We start from the raw sequence: 24,676 nt of genomic DNA on the forward strand, positions 1-24,676 counted from the left end.
GAGGGGGTAGCGCATGGGGCCGGCATTCCAGCACCTCGCGGTAATTGCCATGGCAGAACCGATAACAAGTCTTGATGTCCGCAGGCATAAGTGTCGCAGTTCGCAGGCTTTTAACTGCCTTGGTGACTAACCACTGAAACGGTGTGCGTAGGTGGGGCTCTCGGTGGCCGGACGGAACGCAGGGATCGGGTGCGCCACTGAGCTCGCATCCCAGTACTTGGCTCGGAAGGTGACTAGCCCATCTTCTTCGGCGCGCTCGAACAGATCTTGGATGTGGGTCGAATCTTTCTCGACCGCGGCGTTTCGCAGGGCTGGGTTGGGGGTCGAGACGTAGAGGAACTTCAACTCATCGAGCTTGGCACTGAGCATGGCTACCAAGACCGGGCGGCCGTGCATGGAGACTAGGCCCATAACATCATTGAGAGGCTCCGTGGGAATCGACATCACTATTGGCATTCCCTGGACCCATCCGTAGTTCGTCAGGTGTTGGCGCCCCTCGCGGGAACCGAGCAGTTCACTCACGCGCTCGGCGGTTTTGGTGCGTACGATACGTCCTGGCATTGGTACTACCTCCACTGTGTTCTTGAGTCTTCCGAGTGATCCCCATCAACTTGGAACAAGTCACCATGCAAACCGGCTACCTTTCATCCTGCCTGTTTGCGGTGTTATTTCTACCCTAAAAGATTAGGCCACTGAAGGATAGTTCGGCTTTATCGCTTAATAAGCATTCGTGAATGCGCCAAGGATCTTCCGTGGCCATACCGCTTTAAGAATGGAGGAGTCCCTGGTTTGATCGACGCGCGTAGCGCCTAGTCAGTAGATACTTCAGAATATGAGAGGCTTACGGATTAGGGGTGTGGTTTTACCATTCTTACGCGGCGCAACCCTTATCAGGATTCGCGCAGGTTAGGAATGATTTCGTTCTTCGTAATCTAATTGTGATAAGACGAAATTAATTTCCGCAAGTCATGTCAATTGGTATAGGGATGGAGTGGAATTTCATGGATGGCAGCACTGTGTGACCAGAATGCCACCCGGAACGGAGTGAGCCGGCTTTTGGGATGTCTGACGCAAAGGTCTTGAATTGTCGACTCAGGAGAGACCGGCTCCACGCGCGTGAAGATCGGACTCGGCACACTGATGTGCCATAACTGCAGATCATTGTTTTGGCCATCAATGCGTACCAGAAGTACAGCGCGCCCGTGCACGGAGACTAGCCCCATGATGTCTTCCACACGTTCACAGGCGTGGGCGAAAACTACTGGCATGCCTTCCATCCATCCATATGAGGTGAGATGCCTCCTGGCTTCGGGGCATCCGAAGAGTTCTTGCATGCGCTGGGCAGCAGGGGTGTGAAGTTCTGGGATATTCATTTGTTCCTCCGCCGACGGCAGCTTGCCGAGAAAGTGGTCGTTCACGAAGTCCGCTGTGAAGTTGCGGAAAGGTTCCCCGTGTTTCGCTTTTCGGCGCTCGGTGATCATCGTGGAGTTTCTCTCTGAGGGTACCGCTTAAGTTTATAAAATGAGATACCACGCCCTGGTGAATCACCTATGCCGTCTTGCCCGTAGGGCTCCGTCCTTTCCTGTAATACTGGGCGGTGGCGACGTGACGATGCCACGCAGGCCGAAGCGAGAATATACGCGGCGTAGTTGCCATCTGTGCACCCCGTCACCGACCGTGTCCAGCGCGGCTATCACGGAATTTTTCAATGCCTCAGCTGGCAGCGCGGCAGGGGTCTTTCGGCAGACTCCATCACCGTCACCCCGTGGCCCGCGATGATTGCATGATCTGTGCCTGCGCCCTCTTCGGGCCCTGGATTTCTGGTATCAGTGCTGGCGGCGTATTTGCGATGATCAAACTCCGTCCGGGCGAGATGGTCATTCCGGCGAAGCCAGGGCTGAAATCCCGTGGGCGAGCGCCCTGATCCACGCTCTTGCGGTTTCCTGCGCGCCGTCACGTTGCTTGGGGCAGACCGTGGATCCGCCGGAGTCAGATTGGCGCCCGGCCAGGGGCGCCAGTTGGCTGTGGAAAGTAAGCCGAGACCGGCTCTGGCGGCCCCGGGGCATTCAGCATCCGCGAGTACTGCCGGTTTTTCCAAGTCCTTGAATCCTTGGCGTGGCCATCGTTTTGGCCGGAGGAGCCACGCGACTGCTGGTGTCATGATTGTGCGGCCAAACGACGAGCAGCATCGCGGTCACTGCGCGGGGCAACACTGGCCCCGCGGGCGGTGTTCGCGCTCCGCCGACGAGCAGGAAACTGCTTGATGGATCTAGGGTGCCCTGTACCCGACCCGTCGGTGCTGCGTCGTTGGCTGCATGGTTTTCTGCGCTTGAACGAGACCAACGATTTGCCATCCATGAAGCCAATGGTCGCGAACGAGAGCCCTTCGGCGCGGTTGCAACCTTTTGCAACCCTTTCGAATTGTGATCCACCTCATATTCTGGATTCCACGCGGCACAGCTGGCGCCGCACCATCCCAATGGTTCCAGGAAGAAATGAAGTGATGACGATGGCTGAGAACTCCCCGGAAGTCCAGGCGCAAGCATGGCTGTCCAAGTTGCAGCAGGCGCTGGAGGCCGACGATTCCGCCGCCGCGGCGCAGTTGTTCGGCGAGGAATCCTATTGGCGCGATCTGACCGCGCTGACCTGGAATCTGCACACCGCCGAGGGGCGCGACGGCATCCAATCCATGCTGCTGGGCATCGACTCTGGCGCCTGGCCGCGCAACCTGCAGGTCACCGGAGCTTCGGAAGCCGACGGCATCATCGAGGCGTGGTACACCTTCGAGAACAACGCGATGCAGGGCAAGGGCCTGTTCCGGCTGCGCGACTCGCTGGGCTGGACTATGCTTTCCACCGCTCAGAGCCTGCGCGATTTCCCCGAACCCTCCGGCCCGCGCCGCACACTGGGCGCGGACCACGGCGCGGCCATGGTCTCGGAGAACTGGCTTGACCGGAGAAAGAAGGCGCAGCAGTCCCTGGGCGTCACCGAGCAGCCCTACGTGCTGGTCATCGGCGGCGGCCAAGGCGGCATCGGCCTGGGAGCACGGCTCAAGCGCATGGGCGTGCCCGCGCTGATCATCGACAAGCACCCCAAGCCCGGCGACCAGTGGCGTTCGCGCTACCACTCCCTGGCCCTGCACGACCCGGTCTGGTACGACCATATGCCGTACATCGAGTTCCCCGACCACTGGCCGGTGTTCACGCCGAAGGACAAGATGGGGGACTGGCTGGAGTGCTATACCAAGCTCATGGAACTGGACTACTGGTCCCTGACCGAGGCCGTCAGCGCGCGCAAGGACCCCGAGTCCGAAGGCTGGATCGTCCAGGTTCTCCGCGACGGTCAGCCGCTGACCCTGCGCCCTACGCACCTGGTCATGGCCACCGGCATGTCAGGCATCCCGAACCTTCCGCAGTACCCGGGCCAGGAGATCTTCGCCGGGGAGCAGAACCACTCCTCGACCCACCCGGGCGGCGAGTCCTACCGTGGCAAGAACGTCGTGGTGATCGGCGCGAACAACTCCGCTCACGACATCTGCGCGGACCTGGTCCACAACGGCGCCAAGCCGGTGATGGTCCAGCGTTCCAGCACGCACATCGTGCGCTCCGAATCGCTGATGAAAACCGTGCTCGGGCCGCTGTACTCGGAGGAGGCGCTGGCCAACGGGATCGATACCGATACCGCGGACCTGATCTTCGCCTCGATCCCGTACAAGGTGCTGCCCGAATTCCACAAACCCGCCTTCGCCCAGATCAGGGAGGACGACGCGCAGTTCTACCAGTCGCTGACCGACGCCGGGTTCGACCTGGACTTCGGCGACGACGACTCGGGGCTGTTCCTGAAGTACCTGCGCCGCGGCTCAGGCTACTACATCAACATCGGCGCCTCGGAGCTGGTGGCCGACGGGTCCATCGCGCTGGCCAAGGGCGAGGTCTCGCACCTAACCGAACATTCAGTGGTGCTGGCCGACGGCACCGAGCTGCCCGCCGACGCGGTGGTCTACGCGACCGGCTACGGCTCCATGAACGGCTGGGCCGCGCAGCTGATCTCCCAGGAAGTCGCCGACGAAGTGGGCAAATGCTGGGGCCTAGGCTCGGGCACCACCAAGGATCCCGGGCCGTGGGAGGGGGAGTTGCGCAACATGTGGAAGCCGACCAGGGTCAAGAACCTGTGGTTCCACGGCGGCAACCTGCACCAGTCCCGGCACTACTCCAAGTATCTGGGGCTGCAGCTCAAGGCACGCTACGAGGGGTTGGACACTCCTGTGTACGCGCTCGCCGAAAGCTTCCACCGGCTCTGACGCGGGGATGCGTCTGGAGGGTCCTCGGCCCGCCCGGTTCGATGGTGCGACCGGGCGGGCCGAGGGCTGCGTGCCAAAGGTCTGCGGGCTTATTCGGTCAGGGCGTCCTGATTCGGAGCCTGAGCCTGATCCCGTGTCGTGTCCTCCGGTCTCGGTCGGATCTCGCTGAGCAACGTCCCGGCCACGATGACCGCCGCGCCGAGCAAGGCCAAGGCAGGCATCCGGTCACCGGCCATGCGGCCGAAGATTCCGGCCCAGACCGGTTCCCCGGCATAGATAATGGTGGCCCGGGCGGGGGAGACGGACTTCTGCGCCCAGTTCATGGTCGCCTGGATCAGGAAACTTGCGGCTCCCAGGCCAATGGCAGGGGCGGCCCAGAGCCAGGAGAACTCGGGGACGGATTCACCGGCTGCCGGCATGGCGGAGAATCCGAGGCCGCCGGCAACAAGCAGCTGGATGACGGTGACCCTGCCCAGGTTGACCTTGCCGGCGTAGAAGCCAATCAACAGGATTTCTGCGGCCATAGGCAGGGTGCTCGCCAAGGTTGCGATCTCTCCAGGGCCCAAGCCCAGGGTGACGGCACCCGGTCCAGCCAGCAGCAGTAGTCCGACAAAGGCGAGACCCGCCCCGAGCAAAACCATCGTGTGGGGGCGCTGGCGAAAGACCAGCCATTGCAACAGCGGAACCATCGGCACGTACAGCGCTGTCAGGAACGCCGAAGTGCTGCTATTGATGGTTTGAAGCCCTTGGGTCTGCAGCCCATAACCCAGGAAGATCATCACGCCGATGGCCGTTCCGGCCCATAACTCCCTGCCGGTGATCCTGCGGAGCGACTTCGAGAAAATGGCCGCGGCGACCAAGCCTGCGATGACAAATCGGACGCCGACAAAGAACATCGGTCCGCTGTGGCGCATGGCCAAGTGAATCAGCAGGAAAGTTCCGCCCCAAACGGACGTGATGGCAAGGAGGGCGGCTTCTTGCCTGCTGAGTGAAAAATTTTCCCGTATGGCAGAAATGTGCACCATTCTGCACATCATATAGTGCAGAATAGTGCACATGCAAGATTCCAGTGACTCTCCGGTTCTCCGCAACGTTGGATCCAATCTCCGCGACTTCCGAAAACGCGCGGGACTGAGCCAGGCAATTCTTGCGCAGCGCTCGGGGGTCAGCCGACGCACGATCATCAACCTCGAAGCCGGCGAGGCGAATATCAGCCTGGCGGGACTCGACCAATTGGCGGAAGCGCTGGGAATTCGCTTCGTTGATCTGGTGACCGCGCCTACTGCGGCCCGTTCCGAAATCAATGAACTGGCGTGGAAGGGGAGTAGTCCGCAGAGTCGGGCGATGCTGCTGGGGTCGGCCCCCGCCAGCGAAGAGGTGCAATTGTGGACGTGGGTGCTTGCGCCCGGCGAACGATATGACGCCCAGCCCGATCCCCAAGGCTGGTCGGAAATGATCTTGGTAGTTCACGGCAAGCTGCTCATTGAGTTCGCCTCGACGGTCCTGGACCTGAACGCGGGGGAACATGCAACCTACCCCAGTTCGCAGTCCTATTCCTACGTGAATGCCGGCGCGGAACCGGTGAAGTTCGTTCGAAACGTCATTTCGTGACGGGCGGGCTGGCCGCCAGCGCGGCGGTACTTCTGGCGGAAGAATCGCTGTGGACCGCCCGGGGGTGTCCGGGGAGTCGGGTTCTGCAAGTCTGTGGGGGCTTGGGCGACGCCTGCCCTCGGCATGGCAGATGTACGAAGCCAGCGGCTTGATTGCCTTGGCCCGCTGCATTCTTTGAAATCAAACCGCACAAGTTGGCTGGAGATGCGTGCAAAATGACTGAAACTTCCGAATAAAAGGATGATCGAAACACGGAAATTACCGAAGGAGTCGAACAATTTCTTGAATATTGCGATTTGAGAAGTGAAATGTTTGACCGTGCGGCGTAACGAGCAATATGGTTTTAACCAGAATCAAGAGCGTCAGCTATAAGCCCTGGCTTGCTGGCCGGCAACCCTCTCAACGGTAGTGGGGTGCTCCAGGTGAGGATTCGGTCCCACGCAAGAACGCGTGGCACAAGTACCGCACATCGAGTGTGCAAACATCTGGCAGCGCGCAGAAGTGAACTCCACGGGCTGTTGCCGGACGTTCCCGCTCGTTGGGCACGACCCGAAGGAATCGAGCCATGTCTTTGAATCAGGATCTTGACCCGCTGACCCTGCGCAAGGTTTTCGCGCAGCACCCATCAGGCGTCGCCGCACTCTGCGCCGTCATCGACGGGGAGAAAACCGGCCTCGTCGCGTCGTCCTTTACCGTCGGAGTATCGCTGGAGCCAGCCCTGGTCATGTTCGCGGTGCAGAAAACCTCCAACACCTGGCCCAAGCTGCGTGCCGCGGAGCGTATCGGCGTCTCGGTGCTCAGCGAGCGCAACGACGGGATTTGCGGGCAGATCGCCTCAAAGCACGGCGACCGCTTTGCCGGCGTAGATACCCATGAGACTGAGCAAGCCGCACTGTTCATCCAGGAATCCACCCTCTGGCTGGAGACCTCGATCTACAACGAAGTGGAAGCCGGCGACCATTGGGTGATCTTCCTGGAGGTCCACGGTCATGACTTCTCCAACCATTCCCCGCAGATCTTCCACGATTCGCGATTTCACTCACTGCCAGTGCCCGAACTCGTTTAACTGACATCACCAGACGCTGCGGCGCGAAGAATCATCCTTCGCGCCGCAGCGTTTTTAATTCCAAACCGCGCAGCTTCGGGCCCGGATGCCCGGTATCCATGGACTGGAGTTCGCCGACCTGCGGGTTTCCACCGCTCATCACGCGATTATGACGGAGCTGCTATCCACAGCACTATCCACAGCTTTGTGGATAGCCTGTTGATTGGGGTTGATAACTTGTGAAAAACACCTTGATTCCGGGATTTTGGCTGTTGATAACGCTTTCGGAGCCTGTGTGCAGTGGAAAAAATTAACTCTCTATCCACAGCTGTGAAAACATAAATACCCAAGTCAAGTTCTAATGTCTGGCATTTAAGTGGGGTAATCCACAGGATTATCCCCACGTAGTGAACAGGGGAATCCACAGGAGGTTGTAGGTTATCCACATATTCTGTGGATATCAGGGTTTACCTCTGTTAATAACCCACCTAGTGTTGGCACTGGGAAAGACTATCCACAAGGGCTCCGGGCCCAACTGTCGGTTGGTGCTGACACGATGGACAGTTGCCGACATGGCAAAAGTGGTTTCCCGGCGGTTACATAGGGGATGGAAGTGTCTGTAATGAGCGCAGAGCCGATCTACGAAGAGCGAGCATCGGATGCGGGGCGCAAGCCGCCGCAGGATATCGAAGCCGAGATGTCGGTTCTTGGCGGCATGATGCTCTCCAAGGACGCCATTGCCGATGTCGTCGAAGTCCTTCGCGGCACCGACTTCTACCGTCCCGCCCATGAAGCAATCTACGAGGCGGTCATCGACCTGTACGGCCGCGGCGAGCCCGCGGATGCCGTGACCGTGGCCGACCTGCTGACCAAGCGCAACGAGATCGCTCGCGTCGGCGGAGCCGCCTACCTGCACAATCTGATCCAGCAGGTGCCGACCGCCGCGAACGCCGGCTACTACGCGGAAATCGTGCGCGAACGCGCCGTGCTGCGCCGCCTGGTGGACGCCGGAACCCGTATCGTCCAGATGGGCTACTCGCCCGACGGCGAGGTGGATGCCATCGTCAACGAGGCGCAGGCCGAGGTCTACAAGGTCTCCGAGAACCGCGGCAGCGAAGACTACGTGCGGCTGTCCGAAATCATCGAGGGTACCGTCGACGAGATCGAGAACGCCGCCAACGCCGGCGACGGCATCACCGGCGTGCCCACCGGCTTCTACGAGTTCGACGAGCTGACCCAGGGCCTGAAGGGCGGCCAGATGATCATCATCGCGGCCCGCCCCGCCGTGGGCAAGTCGACGTTCGCGCTGGACTTCGCCCGTTCCGCGGCTATCAAGCACAACATGGCCACCGTGTTCTTCTCCCTGGAAATGGGCCGCAACGAGATCGCAATGCGCCTGCTCTCGGCGGAAGCATCCATCCAGCTGCAGGACCTGCGCAAGGGCTCGGTGGAGGACGCGCAGTGGACCAAGATCGCGACCACCATGGGCCGGCTGAACGAGGCCCCGCTGTTCATCGACGATTCGCCGAACATGTCCATGATGGAAATCCGCGCCAAGTGCCGACGCCTGAAGCAGCGCAACGAGTTGCGCATGATCATCCTCGACTATCTGCAGCTGATGAGTTCGGGCAAGCGTGTGGAATCGCGCCAGCAGGAAGTCTCCGAGTTCTCGCGTAACCTCAAGCTGCTGGCCAAGGAGCTCGACGTGCCGCTGATTGCGCTGTCGCAGCTGAACCGTGGTTCCGAGCAGCGTACCGATAAGCGGCCCATGGTCTCGGACCTTCGCGAATCGGGCTCGATCGAGCAGGACGCCGACATGGTCATCCTGCTGCACCGCGACGATGTGTACGACAAGGAGAACCGTCCGGGCGAAGCCGACGTGATCATCGCGAAGCACCGTGCAGGTCCCACCAAGACCATCACCGTGGCATTCCAGGGACATTACTCGCGCTTCAGCAACATGTCCTCGGAAGGGTAGCCCCGGCCGGCATTTCCAGGGCACCTACTGGGTTGGCTGACCGCCAACTATAGTGGGTGTCATGTTCGTCTCCCTCCAAGCGTTGCTCTGGGGAACCGTGGCCGGATCAGCGCTGCTGATCGGGGCCGTAGCGGCCTGGTGGCTGCGAATTCCCCGGGTCTGGGTCTGCGCCGTCATGGCGTTCGGCGCCGGCGTGCTGGTCAGCGCGCTGAGCTTCGAGTTGGTGCTGGAGGCCTTCACCATGGGCGGGCTGGCGGCCACGGCCGCCGGGGTCGCTGCCGGCGCCCTGCTCTACTTCGGCGCCAACGCGCTGCTGGCCAAGCGCAGCCGCAAGAGAAGCCGCACCCAGGCAGGCAGCTCCGGATCCTCCTCCGGATCAGCCATCGCCGTCGGCGCGCTGATCGACGGCATCCCGGAATCCGTGGCGCTGGGCCTGGGGCTTGTCGCGGGAGCCAGCGTGAATCCGACCATGCTGATCGCCATTTTCGTCTCCAACATTCCCGAGGGGCTGGCTAGTTCGGCGGATATGAAGGCCTCCGGGCGCAGTAGCCGGTCTATCTTCGCCCTGTGGGGCTCGATCGTGCTGGCCAGCGGTCTGGCCGCCTTCATCGGGGCGATTGCCTTGGAGGGCATGCCTGCCGAGGTGCTGGCCTTCACCACCGCCGTGGCCGCGGGAGGCATCCTCACGATGATCGCCGACACCATGATTCCCGAGGCCTACGCGGTGGACCACGACTACACCGGGCTGCTGGTCACCGCCGGATTCCTCAGCGCCTTTTCGCTGCACGCACTGGGCGGATAGCCGCCGATCCCACGGGTGGACTGAAGCCGCCGCGGTTCTGCGAGAATGATTCCATGCCCCAGAACAAAAGCTCTCGTACCGGTGCGCCCGGCGTCGAGACCATCTACGCGCCGCAGTACCTGTCCACGACTCTGGGCATGTTCATCCTGGTGTTCCTGGTCGCGTTCGAGGCCATGGCGGTGACCACGGTGATGCCGCTGGTCAGCGAGGTGCTGGACGGGAAGCGGCTGTTCGCCCTGTCCTTCGCTGCGCCCATGGCCAGCGGCATGCTGGGCATGGTGGCGGCCGGCGAAATCACCGACCGCTGGGGGCCGAAGATTCCGCTGTTCGCCTCGGTGGCGGTATTCCTGGCGGGCCTTCTGGTGTGCGGCACCGCGGGCAGCATGGAGATCCTGATTTCAGGGCGCATCCTCCAGGGCATCGGCGGCGGCGCGATCACCGTGGCGATCTACGTGCTCATCGCGCGCGCGTACCCCGGCAGCCTGCATGCGAAGATCTTCGCGCTCTTCGCCACCGCCTGGGTGTTGCCCGCGCTGATCGGCCCCTGGCTGGCCGGGCTGATTGCGACGTTCATCGGCTGGCGCTGGGTGTTCCTGGGTGTCATGGGGCTGGTTGCCCTCGCCTTCTGCGCCATCATCCCGGCGCTGGACCGGCTGCCTCGGGAGTCCCACTCCGAGCTGGGCCCGGTCTCCTGGAAACGCCTGCTGCTGGCCGGGTTGGCCGGAGCGGCTGTCATCGCGATGAACCTGCTGGGCAACAGCGGCGGCGCCTGGTCGCTGCCAGCCCTGCTCGCGGCCTTGCTGCTGGCGCTGCTGACCATCCGCCCGCTGTTGCCCAAGGGTACCTTCAGCGTGCGCCGCGGGCTGCCCGCCACCATGAGCACACGCACGCTGGTCGCCGGCGCGTTCTTCGGTGTCGAGGTGTACCTGCCCTACCTGTTGCGCGAGGACTACCAGCTGAGCCCGGACCGGGCCGGACTGGTGCTGACCGCTTCGGCGCTGAGCTGGTCGGTGGGTTCGTGGCTGCAGGGCAAGCTGGGCGACAAGCTCTCGAATTCGCACAGCATCACCCTCGGAGCCCTGGCCAGCACGGTCGCGATCTCCACGGCGCTGCTCACCGCGGTGTACCACCCGCCGGTGGCGGTGCTGATCTGCGGCTGGGCCGTGGGCGGCTTCGGCATGGGGATGATCTACCCGCGCCAGAACGTGAATATGCTCAAGCTCTCGGCCGAGCATGAACAGGGATTCAACTCCTCGGCCATGACGCTGGCCGATTCGCTGGGTACCGCCGGCGCCACGGCGCTGGGCGGCGTCATTTTCGCCACGGCGGCCGCAGGGTGGGGCTTCATCTCGGTGTTCAGCTTCTGCCTGGCCCTGGCGCTGGTCCTCATCATCGTTTCGCCGCGCACCAAGCCTGCTGCCCGGCCAGCGGCTTGACTACGCTGGGGGCATGGATACGCAGCTTCCGAAGACCAGCAATCCCGCCGTCAGGGCTTTCGAGCAGGCCGGCATCACCAGCCTCGAGCAGGCGGGGCAGGCCGGCGCCGCCGCGCTGCTCGCGCTGCACGGCGTCGGACCGAAAGCCATTCGCATTCTCCGCGAGGAGCTGGCCGCGCGCGGCCTGGAGATGAAACCCTGAAATCCCCGGTTTAGCTGCGCGGAAGGATTTCCAAGTGGCTCGGGGTCGGCTGCACCAGATGCGCCTGGTATTCCGGATGCTTCGCGACATATCCCTTGACGTACGGGCAGACTGCCACGATCTTCGCGCCGCTGGAGATGGTGTTGTCCAGCGCGAACTTCACCATGACGCTGGCCAAGCCCTGTCCGCCGTACTCCTCGTCCACGGTGGTGTGGAAGAAAATGCGCTCCACGCCGTCGGTGCCGTCGTAGTCGCGGTAGTGGGCCGCGCCGATGCGCTTGCCGTTGTCGTCCAGGGAGAAGCGCTGGCGCTCGGGGAGGAATACCGGCTTGATCTCACTCATGTTCATGTTTCCTTTGCAGATGTACTAGGACGGGTTGACGCGCGGGCGCAGCTTGACGGTCGGCAGCGCTGGCGCCGGCAGCGCCGCGGGGGTGTTCGGAGGGAACGGCCCGAAGCGGTCTTCGCTGGCATCGCCGGGTTCGGCGCCGATTTCCGCCTGCCACTGGGCGCGGAAGGCCAGGACCTCCTCGTGGGACCGTCCCACGAAATTCCACCACATCAAGATGTCTTCATTCAGCGGTTCACCACCGATAACCAGGGCGAGGACTGGTTCATTCCCGGCCTTGAGGCGCAGGCACCTGCCGCCGGCCCGAACGTAGCCCAATTCGCGAGCCTCCAGCTGGTGCCCGTTGACTTCCAGGCTTCCGGAATCCAGCAGCACGCCGTGTTCGTGATGCTCCGGAACCACGATCTCGATCTCGGCGCCCGGTGCAAGGCGCAGCTCCGCGCCTGACAGCTCCGTGTGGGTCTTGACCGGCGAGGTCGAGCTCTGCGATCCGACGGCGAGACTGCCCAGGAAGACCGACAGCGACCAGCCATCGCCGTGCATCGGCTCCGGGCGGTAGTTCTCGAAGGTCGGCTCCATGTCGCGCGCGCCGTCTGGCAGCGCGGTCCACAGCTGGGCGCCATGCAGGATCGTGGTGCCCTCGGTGAGGATCTCCGAATGGCTGATGCCGTGACCTGCGGTCATCAGGTTCACTTCGCCCGGGCGGACGGTGGCCGCGAAGCCTGCCGAGTCAAGGTGGTTGATGGCCCCGGTGAACAGCCAGGAGACGGTTTGCAACCCGGTGTGCGGATGGCGCGGGACGTTCATGCCTCCGGTGATCGTGATGTCGTCGGGGCCGTAGTGGTCGAGGAAGCACCAGGCGCCGATGAGGCTGCGCTGCTTCTGGGGGAGCGTGCGGAAAACGGTCATGGCCCTCAATCCGCCCAAGGGGACCTCGCGCGGTTCGAGGATCTCAATTTCGGAGGGGGATTGACCCGCACAGCAGTCGATTTCTGCCGGCGCCTGCTCAAGGTTGCTCATAGGCACAAGGCTATGCAGTGCAACCGGGTTTCGCTACCTATTCCGCGGCGGCGTGGCGGATGAAGCCGGTCGCCGGCGAGGAAAGCCCTCGGCCGCCAAAGTCCGGCAACAGCGTACGATCAATAGGAGGACAGCATTGCGACGAGAAGAAGTAGGGGCCGTGGAGAGCATGAATCTGCAAGACGAAGAACTGCTGCAGCTGGAGAAGCAGGTGTGCTTCGGATTGGCGGTAGCCTCACGTACGGTGATCTCGGCCTACAAGCCGGTTCTCGACCCCATGGGGCTGACGCATCCGCAGTATCTGGTCATGCTGGCGCTCTGGGAATTCGCGCCGATGAGCGCGCGTGAACTGAGCGACCAGCTGCACCTGGATCCGGGAACGCTTTCCCCGCTGCTCAAGCGCCTGGAAACAGCCGGCCTGATCGTCAAGACCCGCAATCCGCAGGATGAGCGGGCCATTGTCATCACCACCACCGAGCAGGGGGCGGCGCTGCGCACCGAGGCCGTGAAGGTGCCGAAGGAAATGATGAAGCGCCTGAACCTGAGCCTGGAGGACGCGGTGGAGCTCCGCACGATCCTAGACCGGATGATTGCCGCCGGTTCGGCCGCGCCGAAGGGTTGAATCATTAATTAGTTGGTGCACCAACTAATATCGTAGACTTGGGGTTACCAGGGGATGCCGACTGCATGTCCGATAACACCGAAGAGGAAAGACCATCATGGATGAGTCACCGCTGCCCATCATCGAAGACACCACTGGCCTGGGGCTGGGTTATCGGGCACTGTGGCGCCTGAAGTACCTCGGCCTGAGCATCTTCGGCCCGGCGGAGCGCAACCTCAAGGACAGCCCCCGCGAACGCCACAAGTGGGACCGCGCCTACAAGGTGCTCAAAGCCCATGAGGCGGCCGGCACCCAGGCTGACGAGTTGACCGTTTATACCGCCAGCCGCATGGAACCGCGCCGCCGTCCGCAGCAGTAGATCTCACATCGACCCGGGCGGCCCGGACGCGATAATCTACTAGGCATGGATTCGATGACTGAACTGGTTATGTCCCGCCAATTTTCCGCACCGCGCACCGCGGTCTGGGCGGCATTCGTGGAACCGGAAATCATCTCCCAGTGGTGGGGCCCGCACGGCTGGGCCATCGAAGAGGACTCGATTGTCTTCGAGCCCATGGTCGGCGGCCGCCATGAATTGACCATGGTCCAGGTCGACAACCCGGAAGCCAAGGTCCCGCTGAAGGCGGTCATCACCGCCTTTGACGAGTACACCTGCCTAGTCAGCGACGACGGGCCGCATGAAATGACACTTGAACTGGTGATCACCACCCGTGTCGACTTCCAGGAATTCGCCGGGAAAACAAGCATCACGCTGACGCAGAGCCCGCTGCCCTACGAGGTCATCGAATCCAGCACCAAGGCCTGGAATTCCGCGTTCTCCAAGCTCGAGAACCTGCTGTCCGAGTTCTTCTAGGCCGCGCCGGATCGGACCAGGCAGGCCGTGGCGCTAGCCCCGCCCGATGTACGGCATGCCGCCGGCGGTGATGGTGAACTGGTTGATCGAGGTTCCCAGCGGAATGCCCGCGATGTAGGCCACTGCATCCGCCGCTTCGGCCAGCGGAAAGGTCGGTTCAACCAGGCGTTGGCCACTGGGCTGCAATGCCCCCTGCGTCGCCCCGAAATCATCAAGCAGGTCGCTGGCGGTATTCCCGATGTCCAGCTGGGTTGCCCGGATGCGGTACGGGCGCCCGTCGAGTTCCAGAGATTTCGTGAGGCCCGCGATCGCGTGCTTGGTCACCGAGTAGGCGACCGAATTCACCCGCGGAACCTGCGCGGAGATCGAGCCGTTGTTGATGATGCGTCCGCCGCCGTGCAGCTTGAAGTGCGCGAAGGCGGCCCTCGCCGCATTCATCGCGCCGGTGAGGTTGATGCTGCAGACCTCCTCCCATGCCTGAGGGGACAGCTCGTCGATGGGCACCGCGGGGCCGAAGACCCCGGCGTTGTTGAACAGCACGTCCACCCGGCCGAAGCGCTGCGCCGCCCGGGTGAAGAGCGCATCGACGGCATCCGGGTCCGTGACATCGGCGGGAACCACCAGGGCCTTGTCATGGCCGTCGGAGGCTTGGGCCAGCGTCGCTTCGGTGCGCCCGGCGAGCACCACATTCCATCCGCGGGCCAGCAGCAGCTGCGCGGTGGCCTTGCCGATGCCGGATCCGGCGCCGGTAATCACGATGGTGCGGGCGGCCGACGGGTTCTCAGGTGCCGAGGTCATCAATTCTCCTTGGAAGATTCAGCGGGTCATTGGTGAGGCGTCTGCTCCCATCCTAGGAACCGCGGCGGCCAGCTCCCAGAAACGCCCGGGATGTTTCGCCCGTCCGGTTAGACGGCCGTGCCCCGGGGGAAGTCCCCGGGGCACGGCTGGCGTTGAGGCGGCTAGACGCCCAGCGCGTCCTTCTCGAGCTCGTCATCGGCCAGGTGGCTGGCCTCATCATCGATCTCATTGGCGGATTCGGCGGCCAGGGCGGCCTTGTCCGCCGGAGTCTGGCCCCTGAGCTCGGCCAGCACCTCCTCAGGCACCGGATGCATGTGGCCGCGAACCGGCTTGATCTGGTCCAGGACCATGACCACGGCCAGGCTGATCAGGCCCCACAGGGCCAGGGTGATCAGGTGGGAACCGACGCCGACCGAATCGAAGTAGAGGATCGAGCGGATGGATTCTGTGGCGGCAGGCATCGGCAGGATCTCATGCAGCCATCCGAAGGCCTGCGGCACCATGTAGATCGACAGCGACGCATTGGAGGCGGGAACACCCAGGAACATCACCACTGCCAGGATCGGCAGCATGGCGAGCATGCCCATCAGGCGGCTGAAGATCGTGCTGAACAGCGCCACCGAGAAGATGGCCAGTGCTCCGGTGCCCAGCAGGGCCCAGAAGTGCCCGTGGACCGCACCGGTGAACGGGCCGGCAATCAGGTAGAGCACGGCGGACATGAAGACCGAGTAGCCTGCCAGCAGCGGCAGCAGGTTCTTCAGCCGGCGGGCGTGCGGGGCGGCGGTGTCGCCGACGATGATCACCATGAAGCCCGCCATGATCCAGCCCATGCCAAGGTACATGGCGGTCATGCCGACATTGTCACCCTCGGGCAGCGGAGCCAGTTCCTGGTGGTCAAGCGGCAGCTGCTGCGCGCCGGCCACTTGGCCGAAGACGGTGCTCAGCACCTGGACGTTGGAGTTGCCCGAGGCCTGGGCCGTGTACAGCACGGCCTGCGGGTTCTCCGCGGTGGGCAGCACAAATGCGCCGGCCAGGTCCTGCTGGGAGATCAGGGACTTGGCCTCTTCGGGGTCATCCAGCACGGTGAAGTCGAACATGCCCTCCATGTCGCCTTCCAGTCCCGCGGCGGTCTGCTCGGCCTGCTCGATGGTGGAACCCACCACGGCCACCGGCATGTCGCGCACGGTCGGGGACTGCATGGCGCCGAGCATGAAGGTCAACATGACGCCGACCATGCCCAGCGGGATGGCGCCCAGGGTGATGTAGCGCCAGGCATTGCTCTTCGGGCGCGGGCCGCCGTGCAGGCCTGCCACGTTGATCTCGGTGGGAATGGTGCTCTTGCCCTTGGCGGTGCGGGCGTTGTCGATCACCTGGGTCAGCAGCAGCGCGGCTACGGCGCCGATGGTCAGGATCAGCAGGTGGATTGCCGCCCCGTCGCCGTTGAAGTACATCACCGAGCGCAGGGCCTCGCCGAGGGCGGGCATCGGCAGGAACTGGTGCAGGAAGGTGTAGAACTCGGGCAGCACGTGGATGGACATGCCCAGGTTGGAGGCCGGCTGGCCGAGCACCATGAACAGGAACATCCCCGGAATCACCGCCATCGCGCCGAACAGGCGGGTCAGCAGCAGCTGACCGGCGCCCACGGCGAATACGCCGAGCGCAAGCACACCCATGACCTGCACGCTCTGCGCGCCGTCAAGCACACCCAGGATCGGTCCGGCGATCAGCGCGCCCAGCGCGGACATCAGCAGGGACCAGCCCGCCAGCAGCGGCAAGGCGCGGCGGCGGCGCAGCAGCTCGGGGGCGTTTGAGAAGGCCATCGACCACGGCATGTAGCCGGCGGTGACCATCGCGGTGGCCAGGAACATCGCGCCCATGCCGCTCGGGTCGTTCGCCGGAAGCGGGGCGACATCCTCGGCCGAGATCTTCAGGTCCTGCTCGAGCATCACCGGGGTGATCACTGCCTGGATGGAGGAGGCGGCTGATACGCCGGCACCGCCGGCGGTGTAGAAGGTGGCGTTCTTCCCGTCCAGGAAGACCGCGGCGCTGGCGTCGCGGTCGTAGACCTCGTCGCGGGCCTCGCGCTGGGAGTCGACAATGCTGATTTCCACTGCCTCGGCGTTGGCCTGCTCCAGCGCGGCGGCGAAGTCCTCGGCCTGAGCGGTGCTGGTTGCTGCGATGGCCACCGGCATGTCCCGGGCCTCCTGGTGGTGCATGGCACCGAGGTAACCCCAGATCATCATGCCGACGATCAGCAGCGGCATGATGAAAACTGCCGCGGTGCGCCCGATCTTCTCCGCCTTGGCGCGTTTGGCCGCGAGTGCCTGCGGATCGAGGGGTTCCCCCTCCGTCCTGGACTTCCGCCGGGGCGGAGCCTGGTGTCCGGGGCCGGTGGTGTGGTTGCTCAAGCTGTCGTGCTCCTCGATATTGATCTGTTTAAACTGCATTCGAAAAATGCCTTCGTTGCAGTCTATCAACTAATTTACGCCACATGGCGTAAAATTACCTGTGAAGGTCATGAGGATAGACTTGGCGACCGAAGCAAGCGGCACGGAGGAAGGGTCGTACGGGCATGAGCAGGCATAGCGACAAGGCGCGGGAGGCGCTGATGGATGCGGCGGAAGAACTCTTCGCCATCCATGGAATCGATGGCGTCTCGAACCGGAAGATCACCGAACATGCCGGCACGGCGAACCATTCGGCGATCAAGTACCATTTCGGGACCCGCGACGACCTGCTCAATGCGCTGATCCGCCGCGCCATCACCGAAGTTTCGGAATTCCGGGAGGCCCTGCCGGTCAGCGAGGACCTCGACGGCGGCCTGCGCGAAGTGGTAACCCATCGGGTGCTGCCGTGGATCTACTACCTGGCCGCCCAACCCGAGCCATTCTGCCGGGCGCAGTTCCTCTATCAGGTGCGCGGCTACCCGGGCCTGTCCGGAATCGGCGCAGAAATGCTCCGTGGTGATGAGCTGCAGGCCGATCTGGTGGGCAGGACGCGCCACGAACTGCGCGGCATTCCCGCTTCGGTGCTCCGAGCCCGCGCGGGAATCCTCGGCTATATGGTGCTCGGGATCAGCGCGGAGTTCGAGCGCCAGGTGGCCGAGGGGGAGCATGCGGCGACCTGGGAGGAGCTCGGCTACTTCCTGGTCGACTCCATCGTGGGCATGGTCGCCGCCCCGAGCACCGCGAAATCCGAGTTCCTCGATTTCGGCGGGCCATCCCGCGGATAGAAGCCGAGGACAATCCGCAGATCAACCGACGTATCGAAGGACACCATGAAAAGCAACGGAAAATCCCGAAGCGATGACCAGCCCTCGCCCCAGGAGATGGCCAGCAGGCTGAAGGAGCGCGTCTACGTGACCTTCACCGCGCTCGCGGTGCTGCTGGCCATGAACCTGCACAGCCATGACCCGAAACCCGGGGCATCGGCCGTGAGCCTGCTGGTGACCGTGGCCGCGATCCTGATGGCAGGACTGGTTGCCGACCTGATTTCCCACTCGACGGTCCACGCGTCGCTGCCCACACGCGCAGAGCTGCGCCACCAGCTGGAAGTCGCGTGGGGAGCTGGTGGAGCCATTGTCGGTCCGCTGATCCTGTTGGGTCTCAGCGCGCTCGGGGTCTTCTCCACGTCCACGGCGCTGATCGGGGGGCAGTGGATGCTCGTGGCGGCGTTGGCATTCTTTGCCTGGCTCTCTTTGCGCCGGAGCAAGCTCGGCTTCTGGCGCACCCTGTGGCTGATGCTCGTGCTCGTCCTGGTCGGCGTCGTGGTCATCGCGTTGCAGCTGCTGGCCCATTCCTAGGCGCCCTCGGGTGCGATATGTCTCGGTGTCCGGAGGGTGGATCGGCGTGAATTCCTTGACCAGCACCGAACTGCAGGACATGCTGTAAGCCAAGGTGCCGGGCGGAGTCTGACCTGCTCGGGGCATTGACGGCAGTATCGCCTGCGGAATGGGGATGACATGAAGAAATTTTCACTTGCGGCCATTGCGCGCACTGAATTGCGCGAAGCAGTGAACGCCAGCAACGGTCGTGCGGCGCGCACGGTCTTCGGCGGGCACGAGCACGTCATGCGGCAAACGGTGATGGCTCTGGCGCGGGGCACCGAGCTGCAGGAGCATGAAAACCCGGGCGAGGCCACCATTCTGGTGATTTCCGGAAGGATCCGCATCAGCTCGGGCGGCGAGCAGTGGGAAGGGCGCAGCCAGGACCTGCTGGTCCTTCCCGACGGCCGCATCCAGGTCACCGCGCTGGAGGAATCGAGCATTCTCTTGAGCGTGGCCAAGAACGGGCGGTGACTTCCCGTTAAATAACGCAGAGACCATGCCCGACGCCTCAGGAGAATGGTCTCTACGCAGTTTGTGGGTGCACCTAGGTGCAGTGCTGGTTACCGGCCGAAGAGCTTGGTCCAGATGCTGGGCGCCTGCGGGGTGATGCGGATGCGCGGAGCGATGTCGGGGTCCAGGTTCTCGATCGGTTGAAAGAGCCCTGTCCGCAGTGCCTCGGTGGCCGCGACCAGACGCTGTCCCTCCGGTGAGCAGTTGAAGTTGGCTGGATTGATAGCGGTCATTGCGACCCTCCTTCAGATGGTTCAACTTCCGAATTATGGAAGTTTTATTTTGCTTTACGAAACTAGTATGGGGGTCTCACTGCACTGATGGCAATAGTCCCGGGCAAAAAAACTTATCCATGGTGCGGAAAAAACCCTAAAGTCTGACTTATCCAAGTTTTTTTGGAACACGACTTGACGGCCATGGTGTGAACTGGCTTACAGTGGTGAACAAGTTCCACGGAGCCAACATCTAGTCGAAGCCGAATTTTTCGGTGGTAAGGGTGTTCAGCTAAAGCTCCCTGGGTTAACCCTTGAGCTAGAAATGAGCTGAGCACCCGATGCACCTCAACGTATTCAATGAAGTCTCCGCCGCCGAAGCGGCCGAAATTCTGCGTCCGTGCATCGATGTTGAGCGCTGGATCAATGATCTGGTTTCTGCTCGCCCCTTCTCCTCACTGGCTGCCCTCCACGAGTCCGCAACCCGCAGCGCCGCACCATTCAACCGCGACGAAATCGCCGCGGCCTTGGCTCATCACCCGCGCATCGGAGAACGAGCCGGCGGAAACAGCCAGGAAGCAACCCTCTCCCGCGGAGAGCAGGCGGCCCTGGACCTCAATGCGGACATCATCGAACGCCTTGCCGCGGCCAACCGGGCCTATGAACAGCGCTTCGACCGCGTCTTCCTCATCCGCGCCGCCGGGCGAAGCAGCGAGGAAATCCTCGCCGAATGCCAGCGACGACTGGAAAACACCGACGAGGCGGAGCTGGCCGAAGTAGCCGACCAGCTGCGCCAAATTGCCCTGCTGCGACTGCAGGACGCGGTCAAGAACTAACTTCCAGAGCACCTTCCCTCCAGCGACCGACTCATTAGTCAGGAGACGAACACATGGCAGATGCCAGCGCAGAGCGCAGCCACATCACCACCCACATTCTCGACACCGGGACCGGGAGGCCATCCTCCGGTGTCAAGGCCACGCTGGAAGCCAAGACGGCATCCGGCTGGCAAGAAATCGGCTCGGGGATCACCGATGCGGACGGCCGCATCAAGAACCTCGGCCCGACTCAGGTTGAAGCAGGCCACTACCGGGTTTCATTCGAAATCGGGGACTACTTCGGGAAGCAGGGAACGGAAAGCTTCTTCCCCGGGGTAACCATCGACTTCTACGTCAACAACGTCGATGAGCACTACCACGTACCTCTTCTTATCAGCCCGTTTGCATATTCCACGTACCGAGGGAGTTAGAACAATGACTACCGAAATCACCGCCCCAGCATCCACCGGAATCGTCCTTGGCGAGAACCAGTACGGCAAGGCCGAGGTCCGCCTGGTCAAGATCACCCGCGACACCGCCCGCCACCAGATCGAAGACCTGAACGTCACCAGCCAGCTGCACGGCGACTTCACCGAAGCCCACCTGGAGGGGGACAACGGCAAGGTCGTCCCGACCGACACCCAGAAGAACACCGTCTACGGCCTGGCCCGCGACGGTGTGAACAGCCCGGAGGAATTCCTGCTCCGCCTGGGCGCCCACTTCACCGGCGAGTTCGAGTGGATCACCGGCGGCCGCTGGGCGGCCCAGCAGTACTTCTGGGACCGCATCAACGACCACGACCACGCCTTCTCGAAGAACAAGAACGAGGTCCGCACCGCGGTGCTGGAAATCGCTGAAGACGGCTCCAAGAGCATCGTCGCCGGTCTGGAGGACCTGACCGTCCTGAAGTCCACCGGCTCCGAGTTCCATGGTTTCCCGGTCGACCGCTACACCACCCTGAAGGAAACCAGCGACCGCATCCTGGCCACCGACGTGACCGCCCGCTGGCGCTACACCTCGGAAGCCATCGAGGCGGGCATCGACTTCAACGCGGTCTATGCCTCGGTGCGCGAGCAGCTGCTGACGCTGTTCGCCAACACCCACTCGCTGGCGCTGCAGCACACCATGTTCGAGATGGGCAAGGCCGCGCTGGAGGCCAACGAGCAGATCGCCGAGATCAAGTTCTCGCTGCCGAACAAGCACCACTTCCTGGTGGACCTCGAGGTCTTCGGCCAGGACAACCCGAATGAAGTGTTCTTCGCCGCGGACCGTCCATACGGCCTGATCGAAGCCACCGTGACCCGTGAGGGCGGCGCAGCCAAGCACCCGATCTGGTCGAACATTCCAGCATTTATCTAATTTTGATAAGCGGCGAGGGTGTGCCGATGCGGACACATCGGCACACCCTTGGCAGCGACTGACTTAGGAGGTCAGCCATGAGCGCTACACAAGATGAATCTATCAAAGGGACGCGTCCCGAAGATGCCAAGTTACCACTAGGCAAGACTTTTGCCTACGGTTTGCAGCACGTCTTGACCATGTACGGCGGCATCATCGCACCGCCGCTGATTATCGGCAGCGCAGCCGGTCTATCACCCGAGGAAATCGGCCTGCTCGTCGCCAGCTGCCTGTTCGTGGGCGGCCTGGCCACCATCCTGCAGACCATCGGCATCCCGTTCTTCGGCGCGCAGCTCCCGCTGGTGCAGGGCACGTCCTTCGCCTCGGTGGCCACCATGGTCGCCATCGTCAACGGAGGAGGCGGCATCCAAGCGGTCTTTGGCGCGGTTCTCGTGGCGTCGCTCATCGGCTTCCTCATTGCCCCGTTCTTTGCGAGGGTCATCAGATTCTTCCCGCCGGTCGTCACCGGCACGGTCATCACGATGATCGGAATCTCCCTGACTCCCGTGGCCGCCAACTGGGCCATGGGCGGGAATGCCAAGGCGGATGACTACGGGTCGCTGGCCAACATCGGCTTGGCCGCCGGCACCCTGCTGGTAGTCATCCTGCTTTCGAAGATCGGCAATGCCGCGATCTCCCGCATGTCCATCCTGCTGGCGATCGTCATCGGCACCGTCGCCGCCGCCCTGCTGGGCATGGCGGACTTCTCCAAGGTCGGCAACGGCTCGATCTTCGCCTTCCCGCAGCCGCTGGCCTTCGGCATGCCGATCTTCGAAATCGGCGGCATCATCTCGATGACCATTGTGGTGCTCGTAATCCTGACCGAGACCACCGCAGACATCCTGGCCGTCGGTGAAATCGCCAATACCAAGGTCGACTCCAAGCGCATCGCCGACGGCCTGCGTGCCGACATGGCCTCCTCCGTAATCGCTCCAATTTTCAACACCTTCACCCAGTCCGCCTTCGCGCAGAACGTCGGCCTGGTCGCCATCACCGGCATCACCAGCCGTTTCGTGGTCGCCGCCGGCGGCGGCATCCTGGTGGTCCTCGGCCTGCTGCCCGTCCTGGGCCGCGTGGTGGCCGCGATCCCGACCCCGGTCCTGGGCGGCGCAGGCATCGTCCTGTTCGGCACCGTGGCCGCCTCGGGCATCCGCACCCTGTCCAAGGTCAAGTACGACGGCAAGAACCTGATCATCGTGGCGGCCTCCATCGCCTTCGGCTGCGTGCCGATCGTAAAGCCGGATTTCTACGAGAGCTTCCCGGTGTGGTTCCAGACCATCTTCCACTCGGGGATCTCCTCGGCCGCCGTCATGGCGGTGCTGCTGAACCTGCTATTCAACGTCCTGCAGGCCGGCAACACCAAGGACAACTCGGTCTTTGCCGCGGCCCCGCCGCGCATGGTGAAGGAAGAGGAAGTCTGCGGCCTGATCGAAGGAGACCACTTCGAGGGCGGCAAGCTGATCGACAAGGACGGCTACGAGATTCCCGTGGTCACTTCCGAAGACTACGAGAAGATCCAGACCGGAGCGATCCAGATGCCTGCACCCAGGCTCGCCGGGAGCTCGGAGCACTGAGTCTGACCCGGGGGATCCCGAACAAAACAAGAACGACCGCGAAGAGATGGACAAGGATCCATCCTGAGCGGGCTCAACGCCCGCAGGCCATGCGCCTGCGGGCGTTCGCCCGTGTTGGCGGGAGGAATGGTTTGCAATAATGACGGATGTGAATACTGTTCAGCCCACTGAAGGGCCAGCCGCGCACCGTCCGCCGTCCATGGCCGACGTCGCGGCGGTGGCCGGGGTATCCCATCAAACCGTCTCCCGGGTGCTGAACGACCACCCCAACGTCCGCCAGGGAACCCGCGAACGCGTGTTGGAAGCCATCGAGCAGCTCAGCTACCGCCGCAACCGCGCGGCCCGCACGCTGGCCACCTCCCATTCGAGCATCGTCGGGATCCTGACGGTCGGCAGCGAGTTCTTCGGACCGCAGTCCACGGTGCTGGCCATCGAGGCGGCCGCCCGCAGCAAGGGATACTTCGTGACCGTCACCGCGCTGGACCGCTACGACGTGCGTACCTCCATGGCAGCGCTGAACCACCTGATCGACCAAGGGGTGGACGGGGTCGTCGTGGTTGCGCCGTTCGAGAAGATCACCGATGCCATCGATGCAGCGAACTTGAAGGTGCCAGTGGTCGTGGTGGCCGCGCGCACCTCCGTTCCGGACGACGACCCGGCGCGCTACGTGTACGTCGACCAGCGAGAGGGCGCCCGGCAGGCCACCCGCCACCTGCTGGCGCTGGGCCATCGGAAGATCGCCCACGTCTCGGGCCCCACCGGATGGTTCGATGCGGTTGAACGCAAGATCGGCTGGCGCGAGGAGATGTCCGCCGCGAAGGCCCCCGCCATCGAGGTTCCGGCCGAATCATGGCTGTCTCCCAGCGGCTATGAAGCCGGCCAGCGCCTTGTGGAGCAGGTGCGCGCCGGCGAGGTGACAGCGGTGTTCGCCGCCAACGACTACCTGGCCATCGGCCTGCTGCGCGCCTTCTGGGAGGGCGGCGTGAACGTGCCGCAGGACGTGTCGGTCGCCGGGTTCGACGACCTGCAGGTATCCAACTACCTGATTCCGGCGCTCACCACGGTACGCCAGCCCTTCGAAGAGGTCGGCCAGGCGGCCCTGAACGAGCTGCTCAGCCCCGACCAAGGGAATTCGCTGCCGCGCGTGACCGCCCCGACCATGGTGATCAGGGCGAGCACCGCACCGCCTCCCTCCGCATAGGTTCCAGCCGCCGCGGTCTGAGCAGAATAGCTCCGAATGTATTGCGCATCTCATTTTGTTAGCGCTAACATTAAGTCCAAGTTCCCGTCAGCCCCCGTTTTCGCTCCCGAGGGGTTGACGCTGT

Annotated in this window: 26 protein-coding genes and 1 riboswitch; of the genes, 18 read left to right on the forward strand and 8 right to left on the reverse strand. The window is 63.1% G+C overall.

Annotated elements, in window-relative coordinates:
- Window positions 1-126: 126 nt before the first annotated feature.
- Both C1H84_RS09945 and C1H84_RS09950 read right to left on the reverse strand, forming a co-directional pair.
- Window positions 127-561 carry a hypothetical protein gene (locus tag C1H84_RS09945; RefSeq protein WP_047120529.1) on the reverse strand — a complete coding sequence of 145 codons (435 nt, stop codon included), beginning with the start codon at window positions 559-561 and terminating at the stop codon, window positions 127-129.
- A gap of 410 nt (window positions 562-971) precedes the next feature.
- Entirely contained in the window at window positions 972-1,481 is a 510-nt protein-coding gene (locus C1H84_RS09950) for a protein kinase family protein (protein WP_047120528.1), read from the reverse strand.
- Between the two features lie 1,028 nt (window positions 1,482-2,509).
- Between C1H84_RS09950 and C1H84_RS09955 the strand changes: the two genes are divergently transcribed.
- On the forward strand, window positions 2,510-4,300 hold the full coding sequence (locus C1H84_RS09955) for an NAD(P)-binding domain-containing protein (RefSeq protein ID WP_047120527.1): 1,791 nt from the start codon (window positions 2,510-2,512) through the stop codon (window positions 4,298-4,300).
- An 89-nt stretch (window positions 4,301-4,389) separates the two neighbouring features.
- On the opposite strand, the gene C1H84_RS09960 is transcribed toward C1H84_RS09955, so the two are convergent.
- Window positions 4,390-5,358 (reverse strand): DMT family transporter, encoded by a 969-nt coding sequence (locus C1H84_RS09960; protein ID WP_231735869.1) that lies wholly within the window; start codon window positions 5,356-5,358, stop codon window positions 4,390-4,392.
- Between C1H84_RS09960 and C1H84_RS09965 the strand changes: the two genes are divergently transcribed.
- From C1H84_RS09965 to C1H84_RS09990, 6 genes are all read left to right on the forward strand, one after another.
- On the forward strand, window positions 5,357-5,911 hold the full coding sequence (locus C1H84_RS09965) for a helix-turn-helix domain-containing protein (protein WP_047120526.1): 555 nt from the start codon (window positions 5,357-5,359) through the stop codon (window positions 5,909-5,911). The two genes, C1H84_RS09960 and C1H84_RS09965, sit on opposite strands and share 2 nt — an antisense overlap.
- A 351-nt stretch (window positions 5,912-6,262) precedes the next feature.
- Window positions 6,263-6,379, forward strand: a riboswitch (SAM riboswitch).
- Window positions 6,380-6,476: 97 nt separating this feature from the next.
- Window positions 6,477-6,977, forward strand: a complete 501-nt coding sequence (locus C1H84_RS09970; protein ID WP_047120525.1) for a flavin reductase family protein — start codon at window positions 6,477-6,479, stop codon at window positions 6,975-6,977.
- Between the two features lie 601 nt (window positions 6,978-7,578).
- Window positions 7,579-8,934 (forward strand): replicative DNA helicase, encoded by a 1,356-nt coding sequence (gene dnaB / locus C1H84_RS09975; protein ID WP_113607317.1) that lies wholly within the window; start codon window positions 7,579-7,581, stop codon window positions 8,932-8,934.
- Between the two features lie 61 nt (window positions 8,935-8,995).
- On the forward strand, window positions 8,996-9,736 hold the full coding sequence (locus C1H84_RS09980) for a ZIP family metal transporter (protein ID WP_113607318.1): 741 nt from the start codon (window positions 8,996-8,998) through the stop codon (window positions 9,734-9,736).
- Window positions 9,737-9,789: 53 nt separating this feature from the next.
- On the forward strand, window positions 9,790-11,172 hold the full coding sequence (locus tag C1H84_RS09985) for an MFS transporter (protein WP_113607319.1): 1,383 nt from the start codon (window positions 9,790-9,792) through the stop codon (window positions 11,170-11,172).
- Between the two features lie 13 nt (window positions 11,173-11,185).
- Window positions 11,186-11,374, forward strand: a complete 189-nt coding sequence (locus C1H84_RS09990; RefSeq protein WP_113607320.1) for a helix-hairpin-helix domain-containing protein — start codon at window positions 11,186-11,188, stop codon at window positions 11,372-11,374.
- A gap of 10 nt (window positions 11,375-11,384) precedes the next feature.
- Here the strand turns inward: C1H84_RS09990 and C1H84_RS09995 are convergent, their stop codons facing one another.
- On the reverse strand, window positions 11,385-11,717 hold the full coding sequence (locus tag C1H84_RS09995) for a GNAT family N-acetyltransferase (RefSeq protein WP_053799510.1): 333 nt from the start codon (window positions 11,715-11,717) through the stop codon (window positions 11,385-11,387).
- Window positions 11,718-11,741: 24 nt separating this feature from the next.
- Window positions 11,742-12,743, reverse strand: coding sequence for a pirin family protein (locus C1H84_RS10000; RefSeq protein ID WP_113607321.1), 1,002 nt, complete (start codon window positions 12,741-12,743; stop codon window positions 11,742-11,744).
- Window positions 12,744-12,912: 169 nt separating this feature from the next.
- Between C1H84_RS10000 and C1H84_RS10005 the strand changes: the two genes are divergently transcribed.
- From C1H84_RS10005 to C1H84_RS10015, 3 genes are all read left to right on the forward strand, one after another.
- Window positions 12,913-13,365: a MarR family winged helix-turn-helix transcriptional regulator gene (locus tag C1H84_RS10005; RefSeq protein WP_047120521.1), complete on the forward strand. Its 453-nt coding sequence runs from the start codon at window positions 12,913-12,915 to the stop codon at window positions 13,363-13,365.
- 97 nt (window positions 13,366-13,462) lie between these two features.
- Window positions 13,463-13,723, forward strand: a complete 261-nt coding sequence (locus C1H84_RS10010; protein WP_047120520.1) for a hypothetical protein — start codon at window positions 13,463-13,465, stop codon at window positions 13,721-13,723.
- Between the two features lie 54 nt (window positions 13,724-13,777).
- On the forward strand, window positions 13,778-14,218 hold the full coding sequence (locus tag C1H84_RS10015; protein WP_047120519.1) for an SRPBCC family protein: 441 nt from the start codon (window positions 13,778-13,780) through the stop codon (window positions 14,216-14,218).
- A gap of 33 nt (window positions 14,219-14,251) precedes the next feature.
- Here C1H84_RS10015 and C1H84_RS10020 read toward each other — a convergent pair whose 3' ends face one another.
- Window positions 14,252-15,016: an SDR family oxidoreductase gene (locus C1H84_RS10020; RefSeq protein WP_047120518.1), complete on the reverse strand. Its 765-nt coding sequence runs from the start codon at window positions 15,014-15,016 to the stop codon at window positions 14,252-14,254.
- A 161-nt stretch (window positions 15,017-15,177) separates the two neighbouring features.
- Window positions 15,178-17,463 (reverse strand): ABC transporter permease, encoded by a 2,286-nt coding sequence (locus tag C1H84_RS10025; protein WP_113607322.1) that lies wholly within the window; start codon window positions 17,461-17,463, stop codon window positions 15,178-15,180.
- Between the two features lie 125 nt (window positions 17,464-17,588).
- On the opposite strand from C1H84_RS10025, the gene C1H84_RS10030 reads away from it, so the two are divergent.
- The 3 genes from C1H84_RS10030 (at window position 17,589) to C1H84_RS10040 (ending at window position 19,313) form a co-directional block, all read left to right on the forward strand.
- Window positions 17,589-18,248, forward strand: a complete 660-nt coding sequence (locus C1H84_RS10030) for a TetR/AcrR family transcriptional regulator (protein WP_047120516.1) — start codon at window positions 17,589-17,591, stop codon at window positions 18,246-18,248.
- A 45-nt stretch (window positions 18,249-18,293) separates the two neighbouring features.
- A complete protein-coding gene (locus C1H84_RS10035; protein ID WP_052772551.1) occupies window positions 18,294-18,818 on the forward strand; it encodes a hypothetical protein in 525 nt (174 codons plus the stop codon).
- Between the two features lie 159 nt (window positions 18,819-18,977).
- A complete protein-coding gene (locus tag C1H84_RS10040) occupies window positions 18,978-19,313 on the forward strand; it encodes a cupin domain-containing protein (protein ID WP_047120514.1) in 336 nt (111 codons plus the stop codon).
- Between the two features lie 89 nt (window positions 19,314-19,402).
- On the opposite strand, the gene C1H84_RS10045 is transcribed toward C1H84_RS10040, so the two are convergent.
- A complete protein-coding gene (locus tag C1H84_RS10045; protein WP_047120513.1) occupies window positions 19,403-19,585 on the reverse strand; it encodes a hypothetical protein in 183 nt (60 codons plus the stop codon).
- 320 nt (window positions 19,586-19,905) lie between these two features.
- Between C1H84_RS10045 and uraD the strand changes: the two genes are divergently transcribed.
- The 5 genes from uraD (at window position 19,906) to C1H84_RS10070 (ending at window position 24,552) form a co-directional block, all read left to right on the forward strand.
- A complete protein-coding gene (gene uraD / locus C1H84_RS10050; protein WP_047120512.1) occupies window positions 19,906-20,400 on the forward strand; it encodes a 2-oxo-4-hydroxy-4-carboxy-5-ureidoimidazoline decarboxylase in 495 nt (164 codons plus the stop codon).
- A 53-nt stretch (window positions 20,401-20,453) separates the two neighbouring features.
- Window positions 20,454-20,810, forward strand: a complete 357-nt coding sequence (gene uraH / locus C1H84_RS10055) for a hydroxyisourate hydrolase (RefSeq protein ID WP_047120511.1) — start codon at window positions 20,454-20,456, stop codon at window positions 20,808-20,810.
- A gap of 4 nt (window positions 20,811-20,814) precedes the next feature.
- Window positions 20,815-21,738 carry a factor-independent urate hydroxylase gene (pucL, locus tag C1H84_RS10060; protein WP_047120510.1) on the forward strand — a complete coding sequence of 308 codons (924 nt, stop codon included), beginning with the start codon at window positions 20,815-20,817 and terminating at the stop codon, window positions 21,736-21,738.
- Window positions 21,739-21,815: 77 nt separating this feature from the next.
- Window positions 21,816-23,351, forward strand: a complete 1,536-nt coding sequence (locus C1H84_RS10065; protein ID WP_113607323.1) for a nucleobase:cation symporter-2 family protein — start codon at window positions 21,816-21,818, stop codon at window positions 23,349-23,351.
- 139 nt (window positions 23,352-23,490) lie between these two features.
- A complete protein-coding gene (locus tag C1H84_RS10070) occupies window positions 23,491-24,552 on the forward strand; it encodes a LacI family DNA-binding transcriptional regulator (RefSeq protein ID WP_113607324.1) in 1,062 nt (353 codons plus the stop codon).
- Window positions 24,553-24,676 lie beyond the last annotated feature (124 nt).

The sequence above is a fragment of the Glutamicibacter soli genome (genome assembly GCF_003309065.1).
Classification (GTDB): Bacteria; Actinomycetota; Actinomycetes; order Actinomycetales; family Micrococcaceae; genus Glutamicibacter; species Glutamicibacter soli.